Annotated in this window: 29 protein-coding genes and 1 tRNA gene; 16 read left to right on the top strand and 14 right to left on the bottom strand. The window is 67.9% G+C overall.

Annotation, left to right across the window (positions count from 1 at the left end; genetic code table 11):
- Positions 1–6: 6 nt before the first annotated feature.
- Positions 7–441 carry a DUF7311 family protein gene (locus NO878_RS05950; RefSeq protein WP_256405044.1) on the bottom strand — a complete coding sequence of 145 codons (435 nt, stop codon included), beginning with the start codon at positions 439–441 and terminating at the stop codon, positions 7–9.
- A complete protein-coding gene (locus tag NO878_RS05945; RefSeq protein WP_256405043.1) occupies positions 438–1,148 on the bottom strand; it encodes a DUF7310 family coiled-coil domain-containing protein in 711 nt (236 codons plus the stop codon). Before NO878_RS05945 ends, NO878_RS05950 begins: the two co-directional genes overlap by 4 nt.
- A gap of 131 nt (positions 1,149–1,279) precedes the next feature.
- Here NO878_RS05945 and NO878_RS05940 point away from each other — a divergent pair, with 131 nt between their 5' ends.
- Positions 1,280–2,356 carry a tubulin/FtsZ family protein gene (locus NO878_RS05940; protein WP_256405042.1) on the top strand — a complete coding sequence of 359 codons (1,077 nt, stop codon included), beginning with the start codon at positions 1,280–1,282 and terminating at the stop codon, positions 2,354–2,356.
- 1 nt (position 2,357) lies between these two features.
- Here the strand turns inward: NO878_RS05940 and NO878_RS05935 are convergent, their stop codons facing one another.
- Positions 2,358–3,710, bottom strand: coding sequence for an alkaline phosphatase family protein (locus NO878_RS05935; RefSeq protein ID WP_256405041.1), 1,353 nt, complete (start codon positions 3,708–3,710; stop codon positions 2,358–2,360).
- A gap of 251 nt (positions 3,711–3,961) precedes the next feature.
- Here NO878_RS05935 and NO878_RS05930 point away from each other — a divergent pair, with 251 nt between their 5' ends.
- Positions 3,962–4,198 carry a DUF7123 family protein gene (locus NO878_RS05930; RefSeq protein WP_256405040.1) on the top strand — a complete coding sequence of 79 codons (237 nt, stop codon included), beginning with the start codon at positions 3,962–3,964 and terminating at the stop codon, positions 4,196–4,198.
- Here the strand turns inward: NO878_RS05930 and NO878_RS05925 are convergent.
- Positions 4,195–4,866: a winged helix-turn-helix transcriptional regulator gene (locus NO878_RS05925; RefSeq protein ID WP_256405039.1), complete on the bottom strand. Its 672-nt coding sequence runs from the start codon at positions 4,864–4,866 to the stop codon at positions 4,195–4,197. The two genes, NO878_RS05930 and NO878_RS05925, sit on opposite strands and share 4 nt — an antisense overlap.
- A 56-nt stretch (positions 4,867–4,922) precedes the next feature.
- Positions 4,923–6,065 (bottom strand): SPFH domain-containing protein, encoded by a 1,143-nt coding sequence (locus NO878_RS05920; protein WP_256405038.1) that lies wholly within the window; start codon positions 6,063–6,065, stop codon positions 4,923–4,925.
- Between the two features lie 95 nt (positions 6,066–6,160).
- On the opposite strand from NO878_RS05920, the gene NO878_RS05915 reads away from it, so the two are divergent.
- Positions 6,161–6,421, top strand: coding sequence for an HAH_0734 family protein (locus NO878_RS05915; protein ID WP_256405037.1), 261 nt, complete (start codon positions 6,161–6,163; stop codon positions 6,419–6,421).
- 4 nt (positions 6,422–6,425) lie between these two features.
- Here the strand turns inward: NO878_RS05915 and NO878_RS05910 are convergent, their stop codons facing one another.
- Positions 6,426–8,741 carry a DUF2298 domain-containing protein gene (locus tag NO878_RS05910; protein WP_256405036.1) on the bottom strand — a complete coding sequence of 772 codons (2,316 nt, stop codon included), beginning with the start codon at positions 8,739–8,741 and terminating at the stop codon, positions 6,426–6,428.
- A 94-nt stretch (positions 8,742–8,835) separates the two neighbouring features.
- On the opposite strand from NO878_RS05910, the gene NO878_RS05905 reads away from it, so the two are divergent.
- The 5 genes from NO878_RS05905 to NO878_RS05885 all read left to right on the top strand — a co-directional run bounded on the left by NO878_RS05905 (position 8,836) and on the right by NO878_RS05885 (position 10,910).
- On the top strand, positions 8,836–9,606 hold the full coding sequence (locus NO878_RS05905; RefSeq protein ID WP_256405035.1) for a glycosyltransferase: 771 nt from the start codon (positions 8,836–8,838) through the stop codon (positions 9,604–9,606).
- Positions 9,603–10,061 carry a GtrA family protein gene (locus NO878_RS05900; protein WP_256405034.1) on the top strand — a complete coding sequence of 153 codons (459 nt, stop codon included), beginning with the start codon at positions 9,603–9,605 and terminating at the stop codon, positions 10,059–10,061. The genes NO878_RS05905 and NO878_RS05900 overlap by 4 nt, the downstream gene beginning before the upstream one ends.
- Before the next feature lie 66 nt (positions 10,062–10,127).
- Positions 10,128–10,202: transfer RNA gene (locus NO878_RS05895), tRNA-Met, on the top strand.
- Positions 10,203–10,395: 193 nt separating this feature from the next.
- Positions 10,396–10,713, top strand: a complete 318-nt coding sequence (locus NO878_RS05890) for a hypothetical protein (protein ID WP_256405033.1) — start codon at positions 10,396–10,398, stop codon at positions 10,711–10,713.
- Between the two features lie 23 nt (positions 10,714–10,736).
- On the top strand, positions 10,737–10,910 hold the full coding sequence (locus NO878_RS05885) for a hypothetical protein (protein WP_256405032.1): 174 nt from the start codon (positions 10,737–10,739) through the stop codon (positions 10,908–10,910).
- On the opposite strand, the gene NO878_RS17070 is transcribed toward NO878_RS05885, so the two are convergent.
- The 6 genes from NO878_RS17070 to NO878_RS05855 form a co-directional block, all read right to left on the bottom strand.
- Positions 10,890–12,116 carry an outer membrane protein assembly factor BamB family protein gene (locus NO878_RS17070; RefSeq protein ID WP_305882568.1) on the bottom strand — a complete coding sequence of 409 codons (1,227 nt, stop codon included), beginning with the start codon at positions 12,114–12,116 and terminating at the stop codon, positions 10,890–10,892. The genes NO878_RS05885 and NO878_RS17070 overlap by 21 nt on opposite strands.
- 99 nt (positions 12,117–12,215) lie before the next feature.
- The gene (locus NO878_RS05875; RefSeq protein WP_256405031.1) at positions 12,216–12,659 is read right to left on the bottom strand and encodes a hypothetical protein; all 444 of its coding nucleotides are present in this window, start codon (positions 12,657–12,659) and stop codon (positions 12,216–12,218) included.
- Between the two features lie 47 nt (positions 12,660–12,706).
- Positions 12,707–13,120 carry a Rieske (2Fe-2S) protein gene (locus NO878_RS05870; protein WP_256405030.1) on the bottom strand — a complete coding sequence of 138 codons (414 nt, stop codon included), beginning with the start codon at positions 13,118–13,120 and terminating at the stop codon, positions 12,707–12,709.
- Between the two features lie 52 nt (positions 13,121–13,172).
- On the bottom strand, positions 13,173–14,057 hold the full coding sequence (locus tag NO878_RS05865; protein ID WP_256405029.1) for an aminotransferase class IV: 885 nt from the start codon (positions 14,055–14,057) through the stop codon (positions 13,173–13,175).
- A gap of 6 nt (positions 14,058–14,063) precedes the next feature.
- Entirely contained in the window at positions 14,064–14,573 is a 510-nt protein-coding gene (locus NO878_RS17250; RefSeq protein ID WP_379824027.1) for a DUF4332 domain-containing protein, read from the bottom strand.
- Between the two features lie 45 nt (positions 14,574–14,618).
- On the bottom strand, positions 14,619–15,437 hold the full coding sequence (locus NO878_RS05855; RefSeq protein WP_256405028.1) for a shikimate dehydrogenase: 819 nt from the start codon (positions 15,435–15,437) through the stop codon (positions 14,619–14,621).
- A gap of 97 nt (positions 15,438–15,534) precedes the next feature.
- On the opposite strand from NO878_RS05855, the gene NO878_RS05850 reads away from it, so the two are divergent.
- The 3 genes from NO878_RS05850 (at position 15,535) to NO878_RS05840 (ending at position 18,169) form a co-directional block, all read left to right on the top strand.
- Positions 15,535–15,729 carry an HVO_2922 family protein gene (locus tag NO878_RS05850; protein WP_256405027.1) on the top strand — a complete coding sequence of 65 codons (195 nt, stop codon included), beginning with the start codon at positions 15,535–15,537 and terminating at the stop codon, positions 15,727–15,729.
- A 276-nt stretch (positions 15,730–16,005) separates the two neighbouring features.
- Complete coding sequence (locus NO878_RS05845; RefSeq protein WP_256405026.1) at positions 16,006–17,334, top strand: sodium:calcium antiporter; 1,329 nt, start codon at positions 16,006–16,008, stop codon at positions 17,332–17,334.
- A gap of 1 nt (position 17,335) precedes the next feature.
- On the top strand, positions 17,336–18,169 hold the full coding sequence (locus tag NO878_RS05840) for a universal stress protein (RefSeq protein WP_256405025.1): 834 nt from the start codon (positions 17,336–17,338) through the stop codon (positions 18,167–18,169).
- A gap of 54 nt (positions 18,170–18,223) precedes the next feature.
- On the opposite strand, the gene NO878_RS05835 is transcribed toward NO878_RS05840, so the two are convergent.
- Together NO878_RS05835 and NO878_RS05830 are read right to left on the bottom strand one after the other, a co-directional pair.
- Positions 18,224–19,420 (bottom strand): sodium:calcium antiporter, encoded by a 1,197-nt coding sequence (locus NO878_RS05835; RefSeq protein ID WP_256405024.1) that lies wholly within the window; start codon positions 19,418–19,420, stop codon positions 18,224–18,226.
- A gap of 97 nt (positions 19,421–19,517) precedes the next feature.
- Positions 19,518–19,913: a universal stress protein gene (locus NO878_RS05830; RefSeq protein WP_256405023.1), complete on the bottom strand. Its 396-nt coding sequence runs from the start codon at positions 19,911–19,913 to the stop codon at positions 19,518–19,520.
- A 78-nt stretch (positions 19,914–19,991) separates the two neighbouring features.
- On the opposite strand from NO878_RS05830, the gene NO878_RS05825 reads away from it, so the two are divergent.
- The 5 genes from NO878_RS05825 (at position 19,992) to NO878_RS05805 (ending at position 24,167) form a co-directional block, all read left to right on the top strand.
- Positions 19,992–21,350: a D-aminoacyl-tRNA deacylase gene (locus NO878_RS05825; protein WP_256405022.1), complete on the top strand. Its 1,359-nt coding sequence runs from the start codon at positions 19,992–19,994 to the stop codon at positions 21,348–21,350.
- Between the two features lie 131 nt (positions 21,351–21,481).
- Positions 21,482–22,654: a cell division protein FtsZ gene (gene ftsZ, locus NO878_RS05820; protein WP_256405021.1), complete on the top strand. Its 1,173-nt coding sequence runs from the start codon at positions 21,482–21,484 to the stop codon at positions 22,652–22,654.
- Between the two features lie 59 nt (positions 22,655–22,713).
- Positions 22,714–22,887: a protein translocase SEC61 complex subunit gamma gene (locus tag NO878_RS05815; protein WP_256405020.1), complete on the top strand. Its 174-nt coding sequence runs from the start codon at positions 22,714–22,716 to the stop codon at positions 22,885–22,887.
- A 1-nt stretch (position 22,888) separates the two neighbouring features.
- Positions 22,889–23,326 (top strand): transcription elongation factor Spt5, encoded by a 438-nt coding sequence (locus NO878_RS05810; protein ID WP_256405019.1) that lies wholly within the window; start codon positions 22,889–22,891, stop codon positions 23,324–23,326.
- 109 nt (positions 23,327–23,435) lie between these two features.
- A complete protein-coding gene (locus tag NO878_RS05805; protein ID WP_256405468.1) occupies positions 23,436–24,167 on the top strand; it encodes a PHP-associated domain-containing protein in 732 nt (243 codons plus the stop codon).
- Positions 24,168–24,169: the final 2 nt, after the last annotated feature.

Here is a 24,169-nt window from a genome sequence, read left to right as displayed (position 1 = left end):
TCGACCTCAGTCGCGGGCGATCACGACGCCGACGCCCCGGTCACGGACCAGCGAGACGACGAGTCGGTGCTCTCCCGGGCGTTCGAGGGCGACCGGTCCCGCAGGCGTCCGGAGGTCGAGGCCCCGGAGTGTGGTCCAGTGGGGCGGCCGGCCGTCGAGTCGGTAGCCGATCCGGTCGCCCTCCCCTTCGATTCGCAGGGTCGCCCCCGCGGCGCTCCAAGACGTGGCCGGAACACGAACCCGAACGACGCGCCGTGCCCCGGTCACCCCCGGACGCGTGGGATCCTCGTGCGCACGCAGCGAGTGGGCCGCCCGTTCGATGCGGTCGGTCGCGTCGTCGAGGTGGGTCGCCGTTCGCGACCGGCGCCCTTCGTCGATTCCTGGGGCGACGGCGGCGAGCAAGGCGACCGACAGCAGGACCGCGAGGACCGTCCGGATCACAGGAGCCGACGGACCCGTTCGGCGAGTGTCGTGTCCGCCTCGGTCGCTCCACCCGCTGGCTCACGCTCCTCGTCGGACACTGCCGGCTCCGACGCCAACTCCGTCCGGGCGGTGTCGGCCGCCGCTGCGGCGAGCGTCGAGACGGGTGGCTCGTTTGCTCCCGCGTGCCGTCCCACGCCGGTCGAGTCGTGGGGGTTCCGGTCGTTCCGGCCGGCGTCGACTTCTCCGTCGGCGGGCGCGGTGCGACCACCGTGTTCGTGGCCGACGCTCCGTGCGGCGTCGGTGGGCGCGCGGTTCGCGGCCGGTCGGCCGTCGTCTCGCCGCATACGGCCGTCAGCGGCGCTCTCGTCTCGCTTCGAGCTGCTGGTGTCGTCGTCACCCCGCCCCGGGTCAGGCTGGAGTGTTCCTGCTTCGGCCCTCCCTTCGCGGACTTCGGTTTCGAGTCGTTCGACCCGGGCGATAGCGGCGTTCGCCCGCCGTTCGACCGCCTCGTCGACGGCGTCGACGCCGCCGACGAACCCGCGGAGGGCCTGCACACCCGCCTCCAGTTCGGCCACCCGGTCGTCTATCGTCTCGACGGTGGCTTCGAGTTCGTCGAGCCGTTCCGCCAGTTCGGCCGCTTCGGAGAGACCATCCACGTCGGCCGTTCGTCCGTCGGTGAGCGCCCGTTCCAGCGCGTCGACACGTTGCTCCAAGGTGTCGCTCATGGCCCGCGGTGGGCGCGGTATCCCTCCTAAAGTCTCGGCTCGGTGTGACGGCTCCCGTCTCGGACGCTGGGTCGCCCCTCGCTCCGAGACGCGGCGGTGATTTGAAGAGGCGCAAGACACACGTCGGACGCATGAAGTCCGTCCTGATTGGTGTCGGACAGGCCGGCGGTAAGGTCGTCGACGCCCTGTCCGATTTCGACGCGCGAAACGGCTTTGGCGCGGTCATCGGTTCCCTCGCGGTCAACAGCGCCCGCTCCGACCTGCAGTCCCTCCCTCTCGATACGGTCCTGATCGGCGGGGCCGAGGTGAACGGACACGGGGTCGGCGGCGACAACGAACTCGGCACGAAGGTGATGCGGGACGACGTACAGGAGGTACTCGGCGCCATCGACGGGCGGGTGACCGCCCGGGCCGAGGCGGTGTTCGTCGTCGCCGGCCTCGGCGGTGGGACCGGGAGTGGGGGCGCACCGTATCTCGTCAAGGAACTCCAGCGAATCTACGACGTGCCGGTCTACGGCCTCGGCATCCTTCCCGGGCGAGATGAGGGAGCGCTCTACCAGGCGAACGCCGGGCGGTCGCTGAAGACACTGAGCCGGGAGGCCGACGCGACGCTCTTGGTCGACAACGACGCCTGGCGGTCGGCAGGCGAGAGCCTGGAATCCGGATACGAGGCGATCAACGAGCGCATCGCCCGCCGTGTCGGCCTGTTGCTCGCGGCCGGCGAGGCGGTCGACGGCGTCGGTGAGTCCGTCGTCGACAGCTCCGAGGTCATCAACACCCTCCGCGGGACGGGCGTCGCTACGCTCGGCTACGCCGCCGCGGAGTCGTCGTCCGAGGCGGCGGCGAACGTGAACGTCGTCACGAGTACCACCCGTCGGGCGATGCGGTCGGGGCTGAGCCTCCCCGATACGACCAGCGCCGAACGCGGACTATTAGTCGTCGCCGGCCGGCCCGAGACCATCTCTCGGAAGGGCGTCGAGCGCGCCCGCTCCTGGCTGGAGACCGAACTCGATACGATGGAGGTTCGGGGCGGCGACTTCCCCCTCTCGGGCGACCGCCTCGCGGCGCTCGTCTTGCTCGGCGGGGTGGCCGACTCCGACCGTCTCGACGGCTTCCTCGAACGGGCACGACAGGCCGCAGATGCGGGGGACGACGACGAAGATGCCGCCTCGGCGCTCGAAGACGACCGGATCGACGGGCTGCTCTAGGTCACTTCGACGTGACGAGGCTGCCACCGTCGAAGTCGGTGCGGCCGTAGTCGACGTCCATCAGATCAAGGATGGTCGGCGCGATATCGAACAGGTCGGCGTCCGTCACCGATGCCGAGGGGTCGTCGACGAACAGCGTCGCGTTGTCGAAACTGTGCATCCCGTTCCGCGGCCCGACGTCGAACACCTCGTCGTGACCCTTGAACCCGGATTTGAGGTCGAACCCGTGGCTGGGGATGGCAACGAGATCAGGCGCGATATCGTCGTGTTCGCCGCGGAAGGCGTCCTCCTTCTCGACGACGCGTTCACACACCGGGTTGCCGTCCGGCCCTTCTAGACTCTCTAGTGCCGCCTTCAGTTCGTCGCGGGTCGACTCGTACTCCTCTTGAGGGACCGAACCCCGTGGCTCCCGGCCTTCGAGGTTGATGTAGAAGCGACCGGGGATGAGCGAGTACGCCCGCGACTCCTCGGCGATATCCGTCAGGTCGTCGTGGTCATCGTCCTCGAAGGAGAGCCAGCCCTCTTCCTGGAGCCACGCGTTGCAGTGTACCTCGTAATCGAGGGAGGTGAAGCCGTGGTCGCTGGCGACGACGAGTGTCACGTTGTCGTCCAGGCTGTCGCGAATCCGGCCGATGTAGTCGTCGACCTTCCGGTAGAAGTCCATGAACGCCTCCTTGTTCGGGCCGTCGCGCTCGTAATCCTTGAACAGGAAATGATTGACCCGGTCGGTGGTCATGAAGACGCCGAAAAACAGGTCCCAGTCGTCGTCTTCGAGGTAGTTGGAGAACGCCTCGAAGCGCGTGTCGATGGTGTCGTGGGCGTCCTCGACGAACTCGCTTTTGTCCTCTTTGTGTCCGAGTTTGGCGTTCACGTCGATGGCGTAGTCGATAGACTGCAGGTAGTCCCGGAGTCCGTCCGGGTGGGCCGCCTTGTCGACGCCGGGCGAGAGGAACCCCGACACCATCCGCGTGACGTTTCGCTGTGGGGGGAACGTAACCGGGACGTTCATCACCGTCGCGGTCCGGTCGTTTTCCTCCAGTCGGTCCCAGATGCGCGGCGCTTGGACGTCCTGTCCCATGGGGACGTAGGTGTCGTAGGAGCCAGCTTCGCGGTCCTGAAAGCCGTACACTCCCGTCTCACCGGGATTGACGCCGGTCGTGAGCGCCGGCCAACAGGCGCTCGACTCCGGCGGAACGATGCTGTCGATGGCGCCCGCGCTGCCCTCCGATGCGAGCGACGCGAAGTTGGGAAACTCCTCGGGGTGGTCCTCGAGGAGGCTAAACGGCACCCCGTCGATGCCGATGAACGCGACACGCGGGTGATCCTCTCCCCGCAGTCTATCGAACAGACCCATACCATCGCATATCCGGGACACCAATAAGAACCTTCGTTTCCGGCGGGTACGAGCGGTTTCTGCGACGCCACCACGCTCTCTCGGCGGTCCGGGCTGTCCCCCACCGGCGTCCGAGGCCTGTTAGGTAACCGTACCTCCCCACCCGCTCACGGGGTGATTCACCCGCCACCGTAGCCCAATAATCGACAGACAGCGCGGTGTTAACCGTCCGTACCAAACGCCCTATTACCGTTAGCGCCGACCAAACAAGTATGAGCACGAGTGCCGCCGGCAACGATCTCACCGACAAACAGCGACGCATCCTCGCGTACCTGCGCGAACACGCGGCGGACAAGACGTACTTCAAGTCACGGCTCATCGCGTCGGAACTCGGCATGACGGCAAAGGAGGTTGGGGCGAACATGACCGCTATCCGCACCGGTGAGTTCGACGTGACCGTCGAGAAGTGGGGCTACTCCTCGGGGACGACCTGGATGGTCGAGGCTTAGGGATCGTATCGGAGCAGGTCGTCGGCCTCGGCGGCGAACGCGCGCACCTCGTCGTCGAAGGAGTCCGCGTACCGCACCAAGAGCGTGATGATCGTCTCCGGGCGTGCGACGACGTAGCCGTCGTCTCGGGCGAGCAGTCCCGCCTCCGCGAGTTCCGAGGCGTACGTGCTCACCGTCGCCCGCGACACCCCGACAGCATCGGCCACCGCACTTCCGGTCGCGCCAGGGTGGCGAAGCAGCGTCAGCAACATCCCCCGCGGTGTCTCCCGGCGAAGGTAGCCGAGCGCCACCTGTTCGAACGTCGAGAAGCGGTCGGCGATGAAAAAGCGGCGGTAGTCGCCGTCGCGCCGTGAGACGATGGTGGCCTCCGTGGACCGACGGCCGGCCGTCTCGTGTGTGTCCTCCCCGCCGTCGAGCAGTCGGCGCAGGTGGTGCTGTGTCTCGCCTGTCCCCAACTGCAGGTCGTCACGGAGCTTCGAGAAGTGTGCCCCGGGAGTCGTGTTCACGTACCCGAGGATTGCGCCGCGAACGTCGGAGCTGTCGTCCGTCGAGCGTGCGGCCGCCTCGCCGCTCCCGAACCCGGCAAGCGGCGTCGCCGCACCCAGCGCGGCGAAGCGGCGCAGCGTAGTTCGTTTGTCCTCGTCGACCCCCCGGTCCCCGTTCGGCATCTACCTTGGTGCTCGGTAGCTGTCGACTAAAGGGTGTCGCCCCCGCGGCCGAGTGATCACTCCGTCTCGGGTTCCGGCTCTGACTCGGCGGCGTCGGGCGATCCGTCCGCCTGCTGAACCACCTCGTCCGGACTCTTGATGTCCGTCCCGGCGCCCGACTTGATCGCTTCTGCCTCCTGTTCCAGTTCCTCGATGTCCATCTCCGCGGCCTGGTCGATCTGTCCGAGGATCTCCTCGATGTCGTCGAGACCGATCAGCTCGCGGGTTTCGGCGTCGAAATCGAGCGAGTCGAGTCCCTCCGTGTCCTGGACGTCGCTGCCGGTCAACTGCTTGCCGTACCGGCCGACCAGCGACGTGAGTTCCTGCGGGAGGACGAACGTCGTCGACTCGCCTTGGCCGATCCCCTCTAGGGTCTCCATCCCCTTCTCGATGATGGCGCGTTCGCCCATCGACTCCGCGGACTTCGCGCGCAACACGGTCGAGATGGCGTCACCCTGTGCTTCGAGGATCTGGCTCTGCTTTTCACCCTGGGCGCGGATAATGTTCGACTGCTTTTCCCCTTGGGCCGTTTCGACGGCGCTTCGCCGTTCCCCCTGCGCTTCGAGAATCATCGCCCGGCGGCGACGCTCCGCGGAGGTCTGCTGTTCCATCGCCTGCTGGACGTCCTTCGAGGGGTTGACCTCGCGGACCTCGACGGACTCGACCCGGACGCCCCACTCGTCGGTCGGCTCGTCGAGTTCCTTCCGGATGCGGGCGTTGATCTCCTGGCGCTTGTTCAGCGTGTCGTCGAGTTCCATGTCGCCCAGGACGGCACGCAGCGTCGTCTGGGCGAGATTCGAGACCGCCATCTTGTAGTTGTCCACCTCAAGGAACGCCTTCTTGGCGTCCATCACCTTGATATAGACGACGGCGTCCGCGGTCACCGGCGAGTTGTCGCGGGTGATCGCCTCCTGGCGCGGCACGTCGAGTGTCTGGGTCCGCATGTCGAAGGCGTACGTCCGCGAGACGAACGGGGGGATGAACGTGATCCCCGGTTCGAGTAGTCGTCGGTACTCGCCGAAGACGGTGAGTGCCTTCTTCTCGTAGGCGTCTACGATCTCGACCATCTGGTAGACGGTGACGATGGCGAGCAACAGGACGAGCACGCCGACGAGGAGCGGTCCGAGCCCTGGGATCAACTGCAGTACGACGGGGGCCATACCATCGAATTAGGCTGTCGTGGGCAAAAGCGTTCGCACGGATTCTCTCGACACCCATCGAAGCGATTAAACCCGGACTGTCCGAAGCGTGGTCCATGCAACAGCTCATCGTCAGGGGCGACCCCGGCATCCGCAAGGACGCCGTCATCGAGTACGACGGCGAGGAGCAGGTCTGTTTCTCGATTCAGCGTCAGGGCGACTACCACGGCCCCGATGAGGTACAGCTCTGGTGTACCATCGGCACGCCCGACGAGCGCGAGACGTTCGCGAAGCGCCAGTACGTCCCCCACTGGCTCGACATCGACGCAATCGACGCCGACGCCCTCGACGTGGTCAGCCCGCGCGGCCGCGAGTAAGCGATCACGCAGCGCCCAGTTCCGCCGTCTCGACCCGATAGATCGTCACCGCCTCGTTCTCGAAGACCGGCGTCACCCCCGAGACGTCAGCGAAGGACACCTCGCCGTAGCGGTCCCGCTCGGCCGGCCCGACCCAGACGTAATCGACGCCGTAGCGTTCGAGCACCGCCGTGGTCCGCTCGGGCGGCCCGGTGTAGGCGTCGTCGACGGCCCGAACCCGCGTGAGGTACGGCTCCCGGCCGCGGTAGCCGACCTCGTGGTGCCAGCCGGCGACGGTCGGCACACCGGTGAGGCTGGCCGCCGGACTCGAATCCCAGCTATACATCCCGGGCGGCGCCGGGGCGTCGCGTTCCGGCCCGGGATACCGGCTCGTCGCCGGCGCCGAGAGCAGGGTCGGCTGGCCCGACAGGTCGTCGACGTAGGCGACGGCGCGGGCCTCTGCGGGGTGGTGCCGCTCGACGAACCGGGTGGCGTCGAGCGTCGGATCGGCCGCCCCCTCGAAGTGCGTCGACAGCGCCAGCCCCGCGTAGGGCACCGTCGCGAGGACGACGACGGCGGCGAGGCACGCACGGAGCCAGCGAGTGCGGGTCCCCGGCACCGAGACGCCGCCTGGCCACCGGACGAACGCGGGGAGGGCGACGCCGGCGGCGACCCCCCACAGCACCCACACCTGCGCGTAAGTCTTGAATACGGTATTCATTCGGAGCGGCCCGGCGAGTTCGCGGACGTACACGAGTTCGACGAGGCCAACCAGCCCTGCACCGGCGACGATCAGCACAGTTTCGAACCCGACCGGGCGGTCGGTGCGATGGGCGGCCCACCCGGCGATCAAGAGTGGGCCGACGATCAGCGCGACGGCCAGATTGGCCGTCAGCGCGAGGCCGACGAGGGCGCCGAGACCGACGAGCGGCGCTAACACTCGGTCGACGGACAGGCGATCAAGTAGGTAGGCGACGAAGACAGCGACGAAGGCGCCGTGGACGAGGAGAAGCGCCGGCAGGCTGGAACGCTCTGCGGCCGGCAGGAGCGCCACCGACCGGCCGCCACCCGCGCCCAGCAGAAAGGGGAGCGCGAGGAGTCCCCCGAGAGCGCCAGCGACCCCCGCGACGGCGAGGGCACCCGTGAGGCGTTCGAGTTCCGCCGTCACCGGGTCGACGTCGCGGGCGGCCCGCCAGCGGGCCACCCGCGCCGAGAGGAGGCCCCAAGGGTCGACGCGGCCGAGCGCGAGTGCGAGAAAGAGCAGGCCGAAAAGCGAGGGAAAACTCCAGGTGTCGACGACGGCTTGAAAGCCGGCGAGCAGCGGCAGAGCGACGAACGCGAGGACGCGACGGCGCCGACGGTCGGTCGCCGGCGTCCGGAAAAGCGCGAACGCGAGGCCGGCGCCCAAAAGTAGGAACGGCGCCCCCATCATGTGGGCGTGGAGGTCGCCGTTCACCCAGGCGAACAACGGGAACTCGTTGATCGTCCCCGGGATGACGCGGCTGGCGGTCCAGTACGAGAAGGAGTCAAGCCCCGAGCGGACGGCGTCGGCCGAGTAGCGGGTCTGTGCTGCGATGGCGCTGGCGACCGCCATCCGCTGAGAGTCGGGAAGGGCGCCGACGGCGAGACGAGATACCGTGACGAGGTTGCTCGCGAGGCCGACGAAGAAGGCGGCCGCGAGGCCGGCGAGACGCCACGATCCAGCCCGCTGGCGGGCAATCGCGCCGGCGAGTCCGTATGCTGCGGTCACGAGGGTCGCATAGAAGCCCGCGAGCGAGAGGTTGTACGCGTAGCGGGGGGCGGTGCCCGTGAGGTCGGCGAGTGTCGCCGTCAGCAGGTGGCCACCGTAGTAGTAGGCGACGGGGTCACCCGCGAACCACACGTCCGCCGGTGGAAGCTGCGTCGCCCGGTCGAGGGATTTCAGCAGGCCGAAATCGAGGAACTTCTCGCCGCCGACGGGAATCACCGCCGGGTCGACGGCGCGGACGGCAAGCAGGAGAGCGAAGGCGGCGACGAAGACGGCCGCCGCCGCCCACCCCTCGCGTCCGGGGCGAACGCCGCCGGCGAGTTCGATCCGACGGTCGGCGAGCGCGTCGCGGTCGAGCGCCGCGAGGAGGGCGAGACCGGCCAAGACGACGACACCGGCGGCGAGCGTCGGGAGCGTAAAGGCGAGATGACCGAGCCAGTAGACGACGGTTCCGAGGACGACGAGGGCCGTCGGAAGAGCGAAGCCGACCCCGCGACCGGGGAGAGTCGCGAACAGTCGGGCGGCAAGTGGCCGGCCAAGCGCCGCGAGGAGGCCGTAGAGGACCAGCCACCGGAGAACGAGCCCGTACTCCATCTACACGGAATCGAGCCAGCGACGATAAACCGGTTTCGGTGTGAGACGAGAGCAAGTCGTTCGGTTTTTTACGCCCGTCACGAAAGGCCACCCTATGACCCGTTCCGTCGGGGTGGTGATCCCCGCCTACCACCCGGACGTCGACCGTCTCGAACGCTACGTCGACGCCCTCCACGAAACGGTCGCCCCCGAGACGATCCGCGTCGAACTCGACGCCTCCGACCCCGGCGTTCGGGACCGAATCGACGCCCTGCCGGTCACCGTCGGCGAGTCGTCCGCACGCCGGGGAAAGGGTGCGGCGATCACCGCGGGGTTCGAAGCCCTCTCGACGGACGTATTGGCCTTCGCCGACGCCGACGGCAGTACGCCCGCGTCGTCCGTCGCGGACGTGATCCGTCCGGTCGCGGCCGGCGAGGCCAGCCTCGCCGCCGGGTCGCGTCGCCACCCCGACGCGACCGTCGAATCCCACCAGACGGTCGCGCGACGCTATCTCGGCGACGGGTTCGCGTGGCTGGCCCGTCGTCTCCTCGACGTCCACCTCCACGACTACCAGTGTGGCGCGAAGGCACTGACGCGCGAGGCTTGGACGCGGACCCGGCCCTACCTCCACGAACCCGGCTTCGCGTGGGACATCGAACTGCTCGCCGTCGCCGACGCCGTCGACTGCCGGATCGTCGAGGTACCGGTCGTCTGGGAGGACCGCCCGGAATCGACCGTCTCGCCCGTCCGGACGACGGTTCGACTGGCCCGGGGACTCGTCGCTGCCCGCCATCGGGCGCGCCTCATCCGGAACGACCGCCTGCACGAGATGCTCGACCGGTCGCGGGAGTCGACGCCCGCGCTCGTCGACCGAAACCACCGATGACCGACGGCCTGGGCAAACTGGAGGAGCTTTTCTCCGGGATTCGGTTCGGACAGTTCGTCTCCGTTGGTGCGGTCGGCGCAACCGCGGAGACAGCCGTCGTCGCGGTGCTCACGGCCGGCTACGGCGTTCTCCCGCAGGTTGCTAAGGCCGCCGGCGCCGAGGTGTCGATCACGCTGATGTTCCTGATCAACGACTGGTGGACGTTCTCGGAGGCCGGCGCGGCCGGGTGGCTCCCCCGTGGCCGGCGCTACCTGAAATCTCACCTGGTGCGGGCGGGTGGCTTACTCGTCGGCTTTGCCGTTCTGACGGCGCTGACGTCGTGGACGGACATCAGACTCGTCGTCGCCGGCGCCGACCTCTGGCCGACGGTGGCCAACGCCATCGGAATCGGCTGTGGGATGCTCCTCAATTACCTCACCGAGGGGCTGTTCACGTGGCGCGTCGGCGCGGAGTGAGGACGCACGCCCCGTTCCGGTCCGTGAATCACAACCCTTAATGCCGCGACCGGACTCGGATTTGATAGCGGGATGGGATAGCCAGGAGATTCCGCCGGGCTCATAACCCGGAGATCGGTAGTTCAAATCTACCTCCCGCTATTTTTCGGACGACATACGCGACGAGGAAGCCATCCGCTCGACGGATCTCTATCGCTTCGAACGAGCGAAGCGCCGTGGTTGCTCCCTTGGACACACGGAACTCAGCCCCGATACGACGGCTGTGCGGCGTCGGAATCGACGGGTGTGACGTGACGACAAGATATATGTGCTAATATTTAGTATGTGTATTGTCATGAGTACCGGCGAGAAACCACCCGATCTGGTCCCACGGCGGCGGTACGAGTCGTTCCTCGACGCCTCGGGATCGTGGACGTTCGACATTCGCGAGTATCGGAGCGACCTCAACTCGATTGTCCCCACCGACCTCGCTCCCGACCCCGGGCCGCAAGAAGCCTACCGCGCGGCCGTCTTTCTCGAAGGGTTCATTCAGGAACGGCGGCGTGTCGACGACTGGTCAGATAGTGCCCTCGACCGGTTCGATGCCTTCGACTCGACCCTCGAAGCTGAAGCCGTCGCGAAAGCGCTCAGACAGTTCGAAGGCCGGGCCTAGCGGCAGTCACGCACGGTTCACGCATGAACTACACCCTCCAACCTGCGGAATCGGTTTCGGACGGCATCAAGCGCATCGTCGATGGCAAGATCGAACGGGCCATCGAACACATCGACGGCGCCGACGACCCCCACGAGACGATCCACGAGGTGCGCAAGCGCTGTAAAGAGAGATCATCACCGAAGTTCGTACACTGACGACCCCGCCGCGACCAGCACGCGCCCACCGACGAGCGCCAGGCCGCCGACCCCCGGTGTTTCGAACCGGTGGGTCCACAGCCGTTCGCCCCCGGCGCGGTCGTAGGCCCGGACCACCCCGCCGACCACCTCGCCGCCCTCTCGGGCCTCCCCGGCCACGACGAGCGTATCGCCGCCGACGGCGGGGGTGAGGGCGTGCCACTCGGTCTCGTCACGCCACTCGCTCTCGCCCGTCCGGAGATCGAGTGCCGCGACGAGGCCCGCTCGTCGGTCGTCAGTGCCAGTGGCGACGTAGCCGTGGGTGCCGACGACGGCCGGCGTGGCGACGTCGACACCCAGCGGCCGAGGCTCCCACAGGGGGTCGCCGGAGATGGCGTCAACGGCGGCGACCACGCCGCCACCTTCCGCGTAGGTTCCGACGACGAGACGGCCGTCGGCGACGGCGGGGGCGTGGACGAAGCCGGACACGGGACCGGCGCTCCACGCCCGTCGCGGCCCCGGCCGGAGCGACCGGTCACACCCGGTGCGCTCGGCGTACGCGACGGTCCCGTCGAGGGGTGCTCCGGCGGCGTACAGGCGGTTATCGACGAGGGCGGGCATCGTGCCGTCGACCCGCCAGCGCCGGCCGCCGTCGGCGTCGACCCCGTGGAGCGTTCCCTGTTCGGTTCCGAGGTACACCTCGTCCGTTCCGACCGTCAGGCCGCGAGGATTGTCGGCATCGAGCGGCACCCGGTAGCGCTCGCGCAGGTCGGCCGCCTCGTAGCCGACGACGGCCGTGGGCGCGCTGTCGGTGTCCGATTCGAGGCTAACCGTGTGGAGGTGACCGTCGGGGCCGAATCCCGCGCGAGGCGTCGCGGCCGCGACGGTACGGGCCGCCGATCCGTCGTCGCGGGCGTAGGCCGCGAGCCCCGAGCCATAGACGACGACGTAGTCGGGGCCGACGAGCGGCGAGTACGACGGGCGTCTGGCGGACGTCGAGAGCGTGGTGAACTCTCGGAGTGTGGGTCGCTCTCTCGGCGGCGTCGCGTGTGGATTGTGTGCGGTGTTCGCGGGGTCGTATCGACGGAGCGGCCACGTTCCGGGGGCGGGCGTCCAGGCGTCGAACGTCGCCGCGGCTGCGCCGCGGTGCAGGCGGTAGGTTCCGTAGCCACCGGCCGCGAGGGCGAGGCTTCCACCGAGGAGTCGGCGGCGCGTGATGGAGGGCATCAGTCGGCACGTCCAGACGCGGGAATAAAAAAGGCGGACCCGGCGTGACACGTCGCCGCCAACAGATTGCTCGCGCTTCCGGGCGACCTGGGAGGGCGATCAGAGCGTCACGTCCGGCTGTTCGGCGCTCGTCCGTCCCGCTCGGAGGCCCCGGAGACCGGCGGCGACGGAGAGCAGGAGCGCGAACGGGGCGACGGCCACCCCGCCAGCGGTAGGGGTGAGCACGGCGACGACGGTAGCGGTTCCGGCGAGCGACCACACCAGCCATCGCCGGCGAGTCCAGAGCGCGTAGGCGGCGAGCAGGGAGCCACAGAGGAGTAGCGCCGCCGCCGCGACGGGGGAGGCCAGCGGGGCGTACGGCGGTCCCCCCGATCCGACGGCGACGAGTGCGTGCAGGCTGTCGAGGGCGGCCGGGAGCGCCCCCCGGTCGCCGAGGAGTGCCAGCGACCCGATCACGCCCGCGAGGACGGCGAGGGCGTCGACGATGGAGGCGATGCGTGCGACGGCGGGGTCCGTGGAGGGGAGGGAGGACCGGGCGGACATATTCCAATGTGCGACCGGTAACGACAAAAGTCCTTGCTGGGCGCCGGTCAGAACTCGACGTTCGACGACGGGGAGGGACCGCCGTCGTCGAGCGATCCGGTCGTAACGAAGGCGTAGTCGTCGTCGGTCAGATAGACGGCCCCGTCGTCGACGGCCACGTCGACGGCTTCGAGGGTGGCACCCTCACAGGGGCCGAACGTACAGTAGCCGGAGTCGGCCTCGAAGTAGGCGCCGTGGTTCGCACAGACGAGTTCGCCGTCGCGCATCGGGGCGCCCGACCCCTTGTCCAGTCGCACGTCCAGCAGGTGTCGACAGTAGTTCAGCCAGCCACGCACCCCGCCGTCGGCGCGAACCAACACCGCCTCGCGCTCTTCGCCGGTGTCGCGGCGACGGAGCGTGACGAGGAAGGTGGTGTCGTTGGGGACCGAATCGAGCGACGTCATCCGCCGGTCGGCATCCATCGGGTCGGGGTATTGGCCGCCGAAATTTATACCTCACGTCGGCGCCACACCGTCACCCGCCGGTTGCGGCGACGCGTTCCGCGAACAGCCGAGCGAGCAGGTCGGTGACGGGGCCACCGCCGACCGTGACGCCGTCGAGTCGGGTGATCGGACGGACACCCGCGCTCGGTTCCGCGACGAACGCCTCCGTGGCCCCCCTGATGTCGGCGGGCGTGTAGTCGCCCGTCACGACGGGGAACCCTTCCTCGGCGGCGAGTTCGCGGACGACCGACCGGGTGGCGGTCCGGGCGGGTCGGTCGCCGAGTTCCGGGAGTCGAACTGCGTCGCCGTCGACGAAAAACGGGTCGCTCACCGTCCCGCTCACGACGTTGCCTGCGGCGTCCAACAGGAGGGCCTCGTCCGCCGGGTCGTCGTCGGGGGGTGCCGCCCGCCGGAGTTCCGCCTGGGCGCGGACCGCGTCGAGTCGATTGTGGGTGAGCGACGCCGCCGGCACCGCGTCGGGCGCGATGGCACGGGTGCGGACGGTCTGGACAGTCACCGGCGCCGCGTCGTCCGACGGGGCCGGCGTCGCCGAGACGACGACGGTCGGATCGGGGTCGGCGGGGGGACGGAGGCGGTCGGCGTCCGGGAGAGCGGACCCAGTCTCCTCGTCACCGGTGGCACACCCGCGGGTGATCGAGATCCGAACCAGCGCGTCTTCGAGGCCGTCGGCGGCGAGCGTCTCCTCGACCCGTGTCCGGAGAGCGTCGGCGTCGACCCCGGGGTCGAACCCGTGGCGCTCGCAGGCATCGAACAGGCGGTCAACGTGGCGTCGCCACGCGAACGGGGTGCCGTCGTAGACCCGCAGCGTGTCGGTCACGGCGTCGCCGAGGGCGGCCCCGCGGTCGTCCAGCGAGAGCGTCGCGGTGTCGACGAGGCGGCCGTCGACGTGGTACATCGCCGGTCAGCGGTCCTTCGCGCGGTCGATCCAGCGGCCGACCCGCTTCGCCGAGAGGTCGATCTGTGGCGCGAGGTCCTCCGCGTCCGCGGCCGCGAGGTCGGCCACCGACTCTACGCCCGCCGCGGAGAGTCGTTCGGCGTAGGCGGGGCCGATACCCTTGATGACCTCGACCGATTCGACGTCCACCTCTGGTGGTCCGTCGTGTTCGCCGGTCGACTCGCCGGCGGATTCGGCCGCCGCAGTGTCGAGTTCCGTCTCCGTATCGCCCGCGTCGGGACCCGCTGCCTCGGCAGGTTCGGCGGCGGCGTCGGCGTCCTCGTCGACCAGCGACCCGGTCGACGCGGTGGCCTCCGTCCCGGCGGCGGCCGTGTCGGCGGGATCAGTGCCCTTGACGGCCGCCTCGGAGTCTGTGTTGGCCCGCTCGCGTTCGACGCTGACGGTCGTCTCCCGTCGCTCGTCGCTCGACGACCCACCCAGTCCGAGCAGCGACAGCAGCGTATCCAGGATTCCCATTGATAATATGTACGGCCGCCCGGCATTTAAAAACCTTCGAGGCAGTCAGAGATGTGACCTGAGTGTCTCGTTCATTACGTCGACGGGGGCGTCACGCCCCGTCCAGTGCTCGAAGGCGACGACGCCCTGGAATAGGAGCATCCACGCGCCGTCGATGACCGTCGCACCCGCGTCGGCGGCCGCCCGGAGGAGACGCGTCTCGACCGGCGAGTACACCGCGTCGAGGACGGCCAGATCCCCGTGTAGCAGATCTTCCGGCACCGGTGTGGCGTCTTCCTCCATCCCGACGCTCGTCGCGTTGACGAGCAGATCGGCCGCAGGCACCCGATCCGCGAGGGTGTCGAGTCCGCCGGCCGTCACGGTGGCCGTCGGATCATCGGCGCGGACGTCGGCCGCGAGTTCGTCCGCTCGTTCGACGGTTCGGTTGGCCACGTGGACCGTATCGCAGGCGGTGGCAAGGGTGACGGCGACGGCCCGGCCGGCGCCGCCCGCACCGACGACGACGGCGTCGGTGCCGGCGAGTGCGACGTCGTGGTGTTCGAAGGCGCGGCGAACCCCTGCGGCGTCGGTGTTGTACCCACGAGGCGGCGACGTGGAGAAGTCGATGGTGTTGACGGCGCCGATGCGTGCCGCGAGGTCGTCGGGGTCGACGAGTTCGAGGACGTCCTGTTTGAACGGGATGGTGACGTTGAGGCCGTCAATACCGAGTGCCGCCGCCCCTTCGACGGCGTGGGCGACGTCGTCGGGGTCGGGTTCGAACGTGACATAGCGGGCGTCCACGTCGAGTTCGCGGTAGGCCGCCTCGTGCATCGGCGGCGAGAGCGAGTGCCCGACCGGGTTGCCGATCAGTCCATAGACGTACATCGGGCCCCGATTCGTCGCGGGGGGAGAAAAGCCCCCGCGTCCGACGCGTGGCGCGTGTGGCCGCCGATTTATTGGGCCGCCCGCGTGTACGGCCGGTATGCCACCTGCACCGCGGTTCGAAGTGTACCAAGACAACGCCGACGAGTGGCGGTGGCGACTCGTCGTCGCCAACGGCAACATCATCGCCGACAGCGGCGAGGGGTATGCGTCGAAACAGGGGGCGAAACGGGGCATCGAGAGCGTAAAATCGAGCGTGCCCGCGGCGGCAGTCGTCACGAAAGAGGAGGAGTGACGACGCTCCCCGGCCAACCGAGAACGGACGCCCTGACTGCGAATCCGACGCTCTCGGCCCGAAACGCCCGAATTCAGCGGTGAGACGGTCTATATCGAACGTTCATCTTGTTCGCCGCCTCTCGGAGAATTGGGCGCGTAGCGGGACTTTACTCTCCGATATCGAGCGTGTTGTGGACAACTTGTGTTTTATTACCCGGGGGCGTGGTATCGACAGACACGATGTCATGATCCGGACACTGATACCCGACGCGTCCCGGCACGGTGGGGGCAACCCATGAGACGACAGGCCATCGGCGCACTCGCCGGCGCCTTCGCGCTGACACTCCCGTGGATCGTCAGCTTTCTGACGGGGACGGCACACGGATATTCGACCGGGGTGACGGTCCTCGTGAGCGGCCTCTCGGTGCTCGGTGCGTCATTCCTGCTCGCGTGGGGTGCCGAAACCGCCGAGAAGGACGTCCCCCGGGCCTTCGCCATCGCCGTCCTCGCGGTGCTTGCGGTCGCCCCGGAGTACGCCGTCGACGCGCTGTACGCCTGGAACGCCGGCGTGTTCGCCGGGACCGAGCGCGGTATCGAAGCCGGCAACCTCGCCGTTGCCAACATGACCGGCGCGAACCGCATCCTCATCGGCATCGGTTGGGCCGGCGTTGCACTCTTTACGGTCTTCCGGAACGGGTCGTCGGCCGATCCCGCGGTGAAACAGCGAGACGGCTTTCTCGCCAACTCCGTCTCGCTCGACCGCGACATCGGCCTCGAAATCGTCTTTCTCTTTCTCGCCACGCTGTGGGCCTTCCTCGTCCCCTTCGGTGGCGGGATCGACATTCTCGATATGGCGGTTCTCGTGGGGCTGTACGTTGCGTATATCGCCATCGTGCTTAAGGGCGACGTGGAGGCCGAGGAGGCCCACGTCGGCGTCCCGGCCTATCTCCAGCGGTTCCCGAAACCCTACCGCGCGGCGACGGTGATCGGCCTGTTCGCGTACTCCGGCATCATGATCTTCACCGCCGTCGAACCGTTCGCACACGGTCTCGAACAGTTGGGACAGAACGTCGGGATTCCGTCCTTCTTCATGATCCAGTGGATCGCACCGCTGGCCTCGGAGTCGCCGGAACTCATCGTCGTCGTCTATCTCGTCAACAAGGCGCGGTCGACGGCGGGATTCAACGCGCTCATCTCCTCGAAGCTCAACCAGTGGACGCTCCTCATCGGGACGCTCGTCCTCGTCTACTCCATCGCCCTGGGACAGTACGGCGCGCTCCCCTTCGATCAGAAGCAGTCGGGCGAAATCTGGCTGACCGCGGCCCAGTCTTTCTTCGCCATCTCGCTGCTGGTCAACTTCGAAATCTCGGTTCGCGAGGCGGTGGCGCTGTTGGTCCTCTTCCTCACGCAGGTAATCTCGGAGTTTCTGCTCATCCGGGGACTCCTCGAACTCCCCATCTCGGACTACCAACTGCTGTTGGTGTTCACCGGTATCTACATCATCTTGGGGCTGGGGCTGTTCGCGGCCCGGCGCAAGGCGCTGGCCGGCATCCTCCGGCAGTCCGCTGGGACGGTGAGTGACGCCTTTTCCAGCGCCGACGATCAACCGAGGGGGGCAGACTGAGATGTTCGACGATATCCTGATCGCCGTCGACGGCAGCGACCGTGCCCGTAGGGCGGCCAAGTACGGCGTGGAACTGGCGGCGACGTACGACGCCGCCGTCGACGTCGTCACGGTCTACGGCGGCGACGCCGAGGAGGGACAGGCCGTCCTCGACGACGTCGCCGAGATGGCCGACGGCGCCGGCGTCGTCGTCGAGACGGAAGTCCTCTCGGGCAAGCCGGCAACGACCATCGCAACCCGGGCCGACGAACGGGGCGTCGATCTGCTGGTCGTTGGTCGTCGCGGGCGATCCGGAATCCGGGCACGCCTCCTCGGGTCCGTCACGGAACGGGTCCTGCGGCGAAGCCCCGCGCCCGTCCTGACGGTCCCAGAAGGCGCCGTCGACGGCGACACCGGCACCGAGTACGGGAACGTCCTCGTGACCACCGACGGCAGCGAACTCGCCGCCGAAGCAGGCCCCTACGGAGCGGATCTGGCGCGGCGCTTCGACGCCGCACTCCACGTGCTCAACGTCGTGGACATTCAGGCCGAAGCGGGTGTGTTCGACGCCGGCGGCGTCGACAGTGAGTACATCGAGCGCCTGGAGACACAGGGCCACCAGGCGGTCGACGAACTGGTCGCGACGGTCGACGCGTCCGATCTGGACGTGCGAGACGACGTGATTCGGGGCGTCGCCCACGACGCCATCGGCGAGTACGTCAAGGAGAACGGTGTCGACCTGGTCGTCATGGCCTCCGAGGGGCAGTCGAACCTCGCCGGGCAGCAACTGGGGACCGTTGCTGGGCGTGTCCTCCGCACCGTCGACCGACCGGTGCTCGTCGTCACCGAGGACTGACGACGACAGCACCGACCGTAGACGGGGGAGATCACCGCGTCCCGGCCGTCCTACTCAGTGTCCGGCTCCCCCGGCCGCGACCCCGATCACGAACACGTGATACAGGAGGACGGCGATGAACAGGGTGTAGAAGACGCCGCCGATGAGGAACGGATAGGGACTCATATTTCCTTCGTCGACGTTTCGGGCCCGAAGGTAGAGGATGCCGCCGCTGACGATGGCGAGTATGGCCGAGAAAGCGTTGAGGAACCCGGTCGTTCCCCAGGCGAGCGAGAGGTTCCACGAGGTGAAGAGAATGCCGAGCGTGACGGGGAGAGTCCCCTGAAACGCCATCGCTCCCGAGATGTTACCGAGCGCGAGCGTATCCTTGTCCCGCGAGATCCAGATGACGCTGTTGAGTTTCTCGGGCAGTTCGGTCGCCAGCGGCGCGATGAGGAGTGCGATCACCGCCGCCGGCATGTGGAGAATCTCGTCGGAGACCCACGTCGTCTGCCCGACGAACATGTGGGCACCGGCAATGATGACGGCCAGTGCGCCGAGGGTCTGGAGGACGACCAGCGAGACGTGTGGATCGTCAGCGTGAGGCCCGGATTCACCGTCGAGCAGGCGGTTACTGGCGCCTTCGACGGCCTGCCCGAGGTGGAGTTCCTCTAGGTCGTCGCTCTCGACGAGTTCACCGCTCTGGAGTGACCGGACGAGATACACGAGATACAGGGCAACGAGCACGGCCCCGATGGCGTAACCGACGAGTTCGTCGTGGATGACGGCAGCGGCGAACGCGAGCGTATACCCCATCAAAAAGAAAGAGAGGTCACGCTGGGTCGACACCTCGTTGAAGTGCATCTGCTCGCCGAAGCTCCGGCGGTCGCCGAAGTAGAGCACGCTGGCTCCGACGAGAAACATGGCGATAGTCGAAAGCATGAACGGGGCACCGAGGATCGCACCGACACCGACCTCGTCGGCGGCGGCCTGCGCCCCCGACCCGAAGGTCGCCTGCAGGATGGCGATGACCGGGATCATCGTCTCGGGGAGGGCCGTCCCGACGGCCGCGAGGATGCTCCCCGTGGCACTCTCACTCACGCCGAGGCGGTGACCGAGCCACTCGACGCCGTTCGTGAATATTTCCGCACCGAGCAACAACAGCAGGAAGGATAGCACCAGCAACACGATGTGTATCGCCGCGGGGGATGCCAGTTTCCCGACGACCAGGGGGTGCGTATTGGCGTTCACGAGCGACGGACTGAGACTCATGAGTGCCGAGCGCTTTCGAATCGAAGTAGTTAAATCAGTCCATCCGTCTCCACAGCACCAGGACGGGAACGGTCGTCGTGAGGGGTGACTCCCCGGTTCAGGGCACGATTGTGGTTGGCACTGTCCCCGACTTCGAGACGGTGTTCGCCGCGCTCCCCAGGAGGAGTTTGCCGATGCGGCCGGTCCCGTGATGCCCCATGACGACGTGATCGTAGTCGCGCTCCTTGACCAATCCGAGGATGTCCTTGCCGACCTGATCCGACGCCTTCAGATTGCTGAGGCGAACGTCGCCGATGATCTCGGTCTCCCCGTCCAGCCCCTCAGATTCGAGCACGTTCGACACCTGCTCTGCCAGACGCTCGGTGTCGGCCCCCGGTGAGTCGGTGAAGTGAACGACATCGAGCGTCGCGTCGAATCGGCACACGAAATCGGCCGCGAAGCCGAGTGCGCGCATGCTACACTCCGATCCGTCGACCGGGACAAGCACCCTCATACGCCCGCCTCCTCTTGCCGCCGGAATAAGCGTTCCCCATCGACGTACTTATTCGCCGCCTCCGCGGACCTACCCGCCGTGATCGCTATCGTCGTCAGCCGCGCCGACAGCGCCTCCGAACGCATCGGCGAGGCGCTGCTGGACCTCGCCGACTGGACCGAACGACACGACGAACACCGCCCCGACGGCGAGGGGGGCGGCACCTACTATCGCACCGACGGCTTCGAACTGCGCACCTTCGACGAGTTACACATCCACCTCGACCGGCCCGACGCCGCCTTCGACGACCCCGACCTCCTGGTCGTCGTCTCCCGGCACTCGGGGGAGACGGGACCGCTCCTGACCGCCCACTTCACCGGTAACTTCGGCGACGCGGAGTACGGCGGGACGGCCGGCGAGTTCGCCCGTGCCTGCCCGAACGCGGCGTCGGTCGTCGTCTCGGCGCTCGAAACCCACGCTCCGCCAGCCTACGAGGTGGGCACCGAGTGCACTCACCACGGGCCGACGGCCGTGGGCGTGCCCTCGATGTTCGTCGAACTCGGGAGCGGTGAGACACAGTGGTCCGATCCGGACGGTGCCCGCGCCGTCGCGCGGGCCGTCCTCGAGTTACGCGGTGTCGACGCCGACCGCGAGAAACAGGTCGCGGGCTTCGGCGGCGGCCACTACGCGCCGCGCTTCGGCCGCGTCGTCCGCGAGACGGCGTGGGCCGTCGGTCACGTCGCCGCCGACTGGGGACTGGAGGCGATGGGGAACCCCGCGGCGAACCGCGACGTCCTCCGCCGGGCGGTCGAGGCAAGTGGTGCCGACCACGTCCTCGTCGAGGGCGGGCGGTCGGGACTCGCGGACGTCCTCACAGACCTGGGCTACCGGGTCGTGACCGAGACGTGGCTCCGGGAGACGAGCGCACACCCCTTGCCGGTCGTCACAGCCGTCGAGGAGCGACTCGATCCCGTGGCCGAGGGCCTCCGGTTCGGCGAGGTGGTCCCACAGGTCGACGGCGATCCCGCCGATGGGGTCGTCGTCGGGTCGCTTCCGACGGCGTTGGTCGACGCCGCGAGCGCCGTCGACGTCGAGGCGACGCGGGCCGCCGTCGAGGACGCCGCCGTCGCCTTCGAGACGACCGACGGCGGGGCTCGGCCACGCGGACGGATCGCCCTGCCGGCCGACGACCCTGCGGCGGTCGCCGAGGGGCTGACCGACGCACTGGCGACGATCCTGCGGACGGATTACGACGACGTGTCCAAGGAGGGCGACGAGGTGGTCGCCCGGAGAGAGACGTTCGACCCGGCGGCCGCCCGCACCCTCGGTGTCCCCGAGGGGCCGGCCTTCGGCCGCCTGGCCGACGGCGAAGCCGTCGAAGTCGACGGCGAGCGGATCGACCCCGACGTCGTCAGCACCGAACAAGTCGAACGGTTCCCGGTCGTTTCGCCGCCGTAATTATTTAACATCTGACTATTGTCTGACGCACGCATGACGTTCTCAGCACGTCGATTCCCCGGAGCGTCAGACGTGTGCGTGACAACGGGCGGAAAGATAATGTGGTTGCCTTCGAAACGCCCGTGCGTACTATGGACTCCATCGTGGAGGATGCAATCGAGGAAGCCGAGGAGCCGGGGGATGGGGCCGCGGCCGACGTCAGTGCCGACCGGGAGCCCGCGACCGACACGTCCGCCGACACCGACGCAGAGAACCGCACCGGGAAGATGACCGACGAGGAACTCGAGGACGTCCTGAAGGACCTCCAGACGGACATCACCGTCGTCGGCTGTGGGGGCGCCGGCGGCAACACCGTCAACCGGATGGCTGAGGAGGGCATCAAAGGTGCCAACCTCGTCGCCGCCAACACCGACGTCCAACATCTCGTCGACGTGGAGGCGGACACGAAGATTCTGATGGGCGAAGAGAAGACCGGCGGCCGCGGCGCAGGGTCGCTCCCGCAGGTCGGCGAGGAGGCCGCCATCGAGAGCCAGGACGACATCTACGGCGCCATCGAGGGCTCCGATATGGTGTTCGTCACTGCCGGCCTCGGCGGCGGCACCGGCACCGGGTCGGCGCCTGTCGTCGCTGAGGCGGCCCGCGAGTCCGGCGCACTCACCATCGCCATCGTGACGACGCCCTTTACCGCCGAAGGCGAGGTCAGGCGGACCAACGCCGAAGCCGGGCTGGAACGCCTGCGTGACGTGGCCGACACGGTCATCGTCGTGCCCAACGACCGCCTCCTCGACTCGGTCGGGAAACTCCCCGTCCGACAGGCGTTCAAAGTCTCCGACGAGGTGCTGATGCGCTCGGTGAAGGGAATCACCGAACTCATCACCAAACCCGGCCTCGTCAACCTGGACTTCGCCGACGTAAAGACGGTGATGGAGAAAGGCGGCGTCGCCATGATTGGCCTCGGCGAGAGCGACTCCGAGCAGAAAGCACAGGACTCGGTTCGCTCGGCGCTTCGGTCGCCGCTGCTCGATGTCGACATCTCGGGGGCCAACTCGGCGCTCGTCAACGTCACCGGTGGCACCGACATGGCCATCGAGGAGGCGGAGGGCGTCGTCGAGGAGATTTACGACCGGATCGACCCCGACGCTCGCATCATCTGGGGAACCTCCATCGACGAGGAACTCGACGGGACGATGCGGACGATGATCGTCGTCACGGGCGTCGAATCACCGCAGATCTACGGCCGTGGCGACGACACGCCGACGCCGGAGCCGGCGACGTCCGGTGACGATATCGACTACGTCGAGTAGTCGCCACCTGCGCTCGGCTTATCAATAGATAGAAAAAGCCCGCTCGCGTATCGCCCGGTATGGACGTCAAATACGACCTCGCAAGCTACGTCCGCGTGCTCAAGATGGCGAGCACGCCGTCGTGGAACGAGTTCTCGCAGATCGCCAAGGTCGCGGGGGCAGGTATCTTTCTCGTCGGCCTCCTCGGGTTCGTCATCTTCGCGGTCATGACCCTCCTCCCCGGAGGTGTGTAGCATGGGTATCTTCGCCGTCAAAACCACCGCCAGCCAGGAGCGGACTGTCGCGGACATGATCGCCAGCCGCGAGGAAGACGAGGTCCACGCGGTGTTGGCGCCCGACTCCCTGACGAGTTACGTGATGGTCGAGGCGGACAACAACGCCGTCCTCGAACGGGTTATGGACGAGATTCCCCACGCTCGCTCTATCGTCCCCGGCAAGTCCTCGCTCACCGAGGTGGAGCATTTCCTCTCGCCCACTCCGGACGTCGAGGGCATCGCGGAGAGCGACATCGTCGAACTCATCGCCGGACCCTTCAAAGGCGAGAAGGCCCGTGTCCAGCGGATCGACGAGGGCAAAGACCAGGTGACCGTCGAACTGTACGAGGCGACGGTGCCCATCCCCGTCACCGTCCGCGGCGACCAGATCCGCGTCCTCGACTCGGACGAACGGTAACCCCGCCTTCACCTCAACGCACCGACACTGTATCTCCCGAATAGCAACCACTAACTGCGCCGTCCGCTCAGGTGGGTCCGTGACGACGGCAGGGTCGACTCGCATCGACATGCACGTGAAGGTACTCGACGAGGACGTCGTGACGCGGGCGAAAGCCCGCGGCCTCGACGCTCTCGTCTACGCGCCGCATTTCACGCGCCTTCCGACCATTCGCGAGCGGGCCAGCAAATTCTCCGACGACGAACTCCTGATCGTGCCCGCACGCGAGGTGTTCACCGGGCCGTGGTACGCCCGCCGTCACCTCCTCGTCGTCGGCCTCGACGACCCGGTCCCCGATTTCATCACCTTCGACGGGGCATTGGCGGCCGCCGACAGACAGGACGCCGCCGTTCTCGTCCCCCACCCCGAGATGCTGAACATCAGCTGTTCCCGTGACGGCATCGCCGCCCACGCCGACGCCATCCACGCCGTCGAGACGCACAACGTGAAGTGCCTCCCGCCACAGAACCGGCGGTGTCGGGCGGTGGCCCGAGAGACGGGACAGCCAGGGTTCGGGTCATCGTACGCCCACCTGCAGCGAACTGTCGGCGAGGCGTGGACGGCCTTCGAGGCGTCCATCGACTCGGAGGCGGCCCTCGTCGAGGCGCTCCGGTCGGAGACACCCCGGCGTGTCGTCCGGCGACGTGGCGCCGACCACCACCTGCGTGGCCTCGCGGAGTTCGCCCATCTCGGCGTCGAGAACACGTGGGGGAAGCTGGATCGACTCTTCCTCTCGGGAACGGAGCCGACCCACCCTCGACATATCGCGTACGACGGCCGCTTCGACGACGTGGCCGTCTGAGG

Source organism: Haloplanus ruber, assembly GCF_024494725.1.
GTDB classification, from domain to species: Archaea; Halobacteriota; Halobacteria; order Halobacteriales; family Haloferacaceae; genus Haloplanus; species Haloplanus ruber.
This window is presented reverse-complemented; position numbering and strand designations above follow the sequence as displayed.

Coding starts and splice junctions, on each gene's coding strand:
- NO878_RS05930 (WP_256405040.1), top strand. CDS start 3,962: ATGAGCACGAGTGCCGCCGGCAACGATCTCACCGACAAACAGCGACGC.
- NO878_RS05845 (WP_256405026.1), top strand. CDS start 16,006: ATGAGACGACAGGCCATCGGCGCACTCGCCGGCGCCTTCGCGCTGACA.
- NO878_RS05875 (WP_256405031.1), bottom strand. CDS start 12,659: ATGTCCGCCCGGTCCTCCCTCCCCTCCACGGACCCCGCCGTCGCACGC.
- NO878_RS05905 (WP_256405035.1), top strand. CDS start 8,836: ATGACCCGTTCCGTCGGGGTGGTGATCCCCGCCTACCACCCGGACGTC.
- NO878_RS05915 (WP_256405037.1), top strand. CDS start 6,161: ATGCAACAGCTCATCGTCAGGGGCGACCCCGGCATCCGCAAGGACGCC.
- NO878_RS05810 (WP_256405019.1), top strand. CDS start 22,889: ATGGGTATCTTCGCCGTCAAAACCACCGCCAGCCAGGAGCGGACTGTC.
- NO878_RS05870 (WP_256405030.1), bottom strand. CDS start 13,120: ATGGATGCCGACCGGCGGATGACGTCGCTCGATTCGGTCCCCAACGAC.
- NO878_RS17070 (WP_305882568.1), bottom strand. CDS start 12,116: ATGCCCTCCATCACGCGCCGCCGACTCCTCGGTGGAAGCCTCGCCCTC.
- NO878_RS05865 (WP_256405029.1), bottom strand. CDS start 14,057: ATGTACCACGTCGACGGCCGCCTCGTCGACACCGCGACGCTCTCGCTG.
- NO878_RS05855 (WP_256405028.1), bottom strand. CDS start 15,437: ATGTACGTCTATGGACTGATCGGCAACCCGGTCGGGCACTCGCTCTCG.
- NO878_RS05805 (WP_256405468.1), top strand. CDS start 23,436: ATGCACGTGAAGGTACTCGACGAGGACGTCGTGACGCGGGCGAAAGCC.
- NO878_RS05940 (WP_256405042.1), top strand. CDS start 1,280: ATGAAGTCCGTCCTGATTGGTGTCGGACAGGCCGGCGGTAAGGTCGTC.
- NO878_RS05900 (WP_256405034.1), top strand. CDS start 9,603: ATGACCGACGGCCTGGGCAAACTGGAGGAGCTTTTCTCCGGGATTCGG.
- NO878_RS05945 (WP_256405043.1), bottom strand. CDS start 1,148: ATGAGCGACACCTTGGAGCAACGTGTCGACGCGCTGGAACGGGCGCTC.
- NO878_RS05890 (WP_256405033.1), top strand. CDS start 10,396: ATGAGTACCGGCGAGAAACCACCCGATCTGGTCCCACGGCGGCGGTAC.
- ftsZ (WP_256405021.1), top strand. CDS start 21,482: ATGGACTCCATCGTGGAGGATGCAATCGAGGAAGCCGAGGAGCCGGGG.
- NO878_RS05935 (WP_256405041.1), bottom strand. CDS start 3,710: ATGGGTCTGTTCGATAGACTGCGGGGAGAGGATCACCCGCGTGTCGCG.
- NO878_RS05885 (WP_256405032.1), top strand. CDS start 10,737: ATGAACTACACCCTCCAACCTGCGGAATCGGTTTCGGACGGCATCAAG.
- NO878_RS05840 (WP_256405025.1), top strand. CDS start 17,336: ATGTTCGACGATATCCTGATCGCCGTCGACGGCAGCGACCGTGCCCGT.
- NO878_RS05850 (WP_256405027.1), top strand. CDS start 15,535: ATGCCACCTGCACCGCGGTTCGAAGTGTACCAAGACAACGCCGACGAG.
- NO878_RS05815 (WP_256405020.1), top strand. CDS start 22,714: ATGGACGTCAAATACGACCTCGCAAGCTACGTCCGCGTGCTCAAGATG.
- NO878_RS05925 (WP_256405039.1), bottom strand. CDS start 4,866: ATGCCGAACGGGGACCGGGGGGTCGACGAGGACAAACGAACTACGCTG.
- NO878_RS05910 (WP_256405036.1), bottom strand. CDS start 8,741: ATGGAGTACGGGCTCGTTCTCCGGTGGCTGGTCCTCTACGGCCTCCTC.
- NO878_RS05830 (WP_256405023.1), bottom strand. CDS start 19,913: ATGAGGGTGCTTGTCCCGGTCGACGGATCGGAGTGTAGCATGCGCGCA.
- NO878_RS05835 (WP_256405024.1), bottom strand. CDS start 19,420: ATGAGTCTCAGTCCGTCGCTCGTGAACGCCAATACGCACCCCCTGGTC.
- NO878_RS17250 (WP_379824027.1), bottom strand. CDS start 14,573: ATGGGAATCCTGGATACGCTGCTGTCGCTGCTCGGACTGGGTGGGTCG.
- NO878_RS05920 (WP_256405038.1), bottom strand. CDS start 6,065: ATGGCCCCCGTCGTACTGCAGTTGATCCCAGGGCTCGGACCGCTCCTC.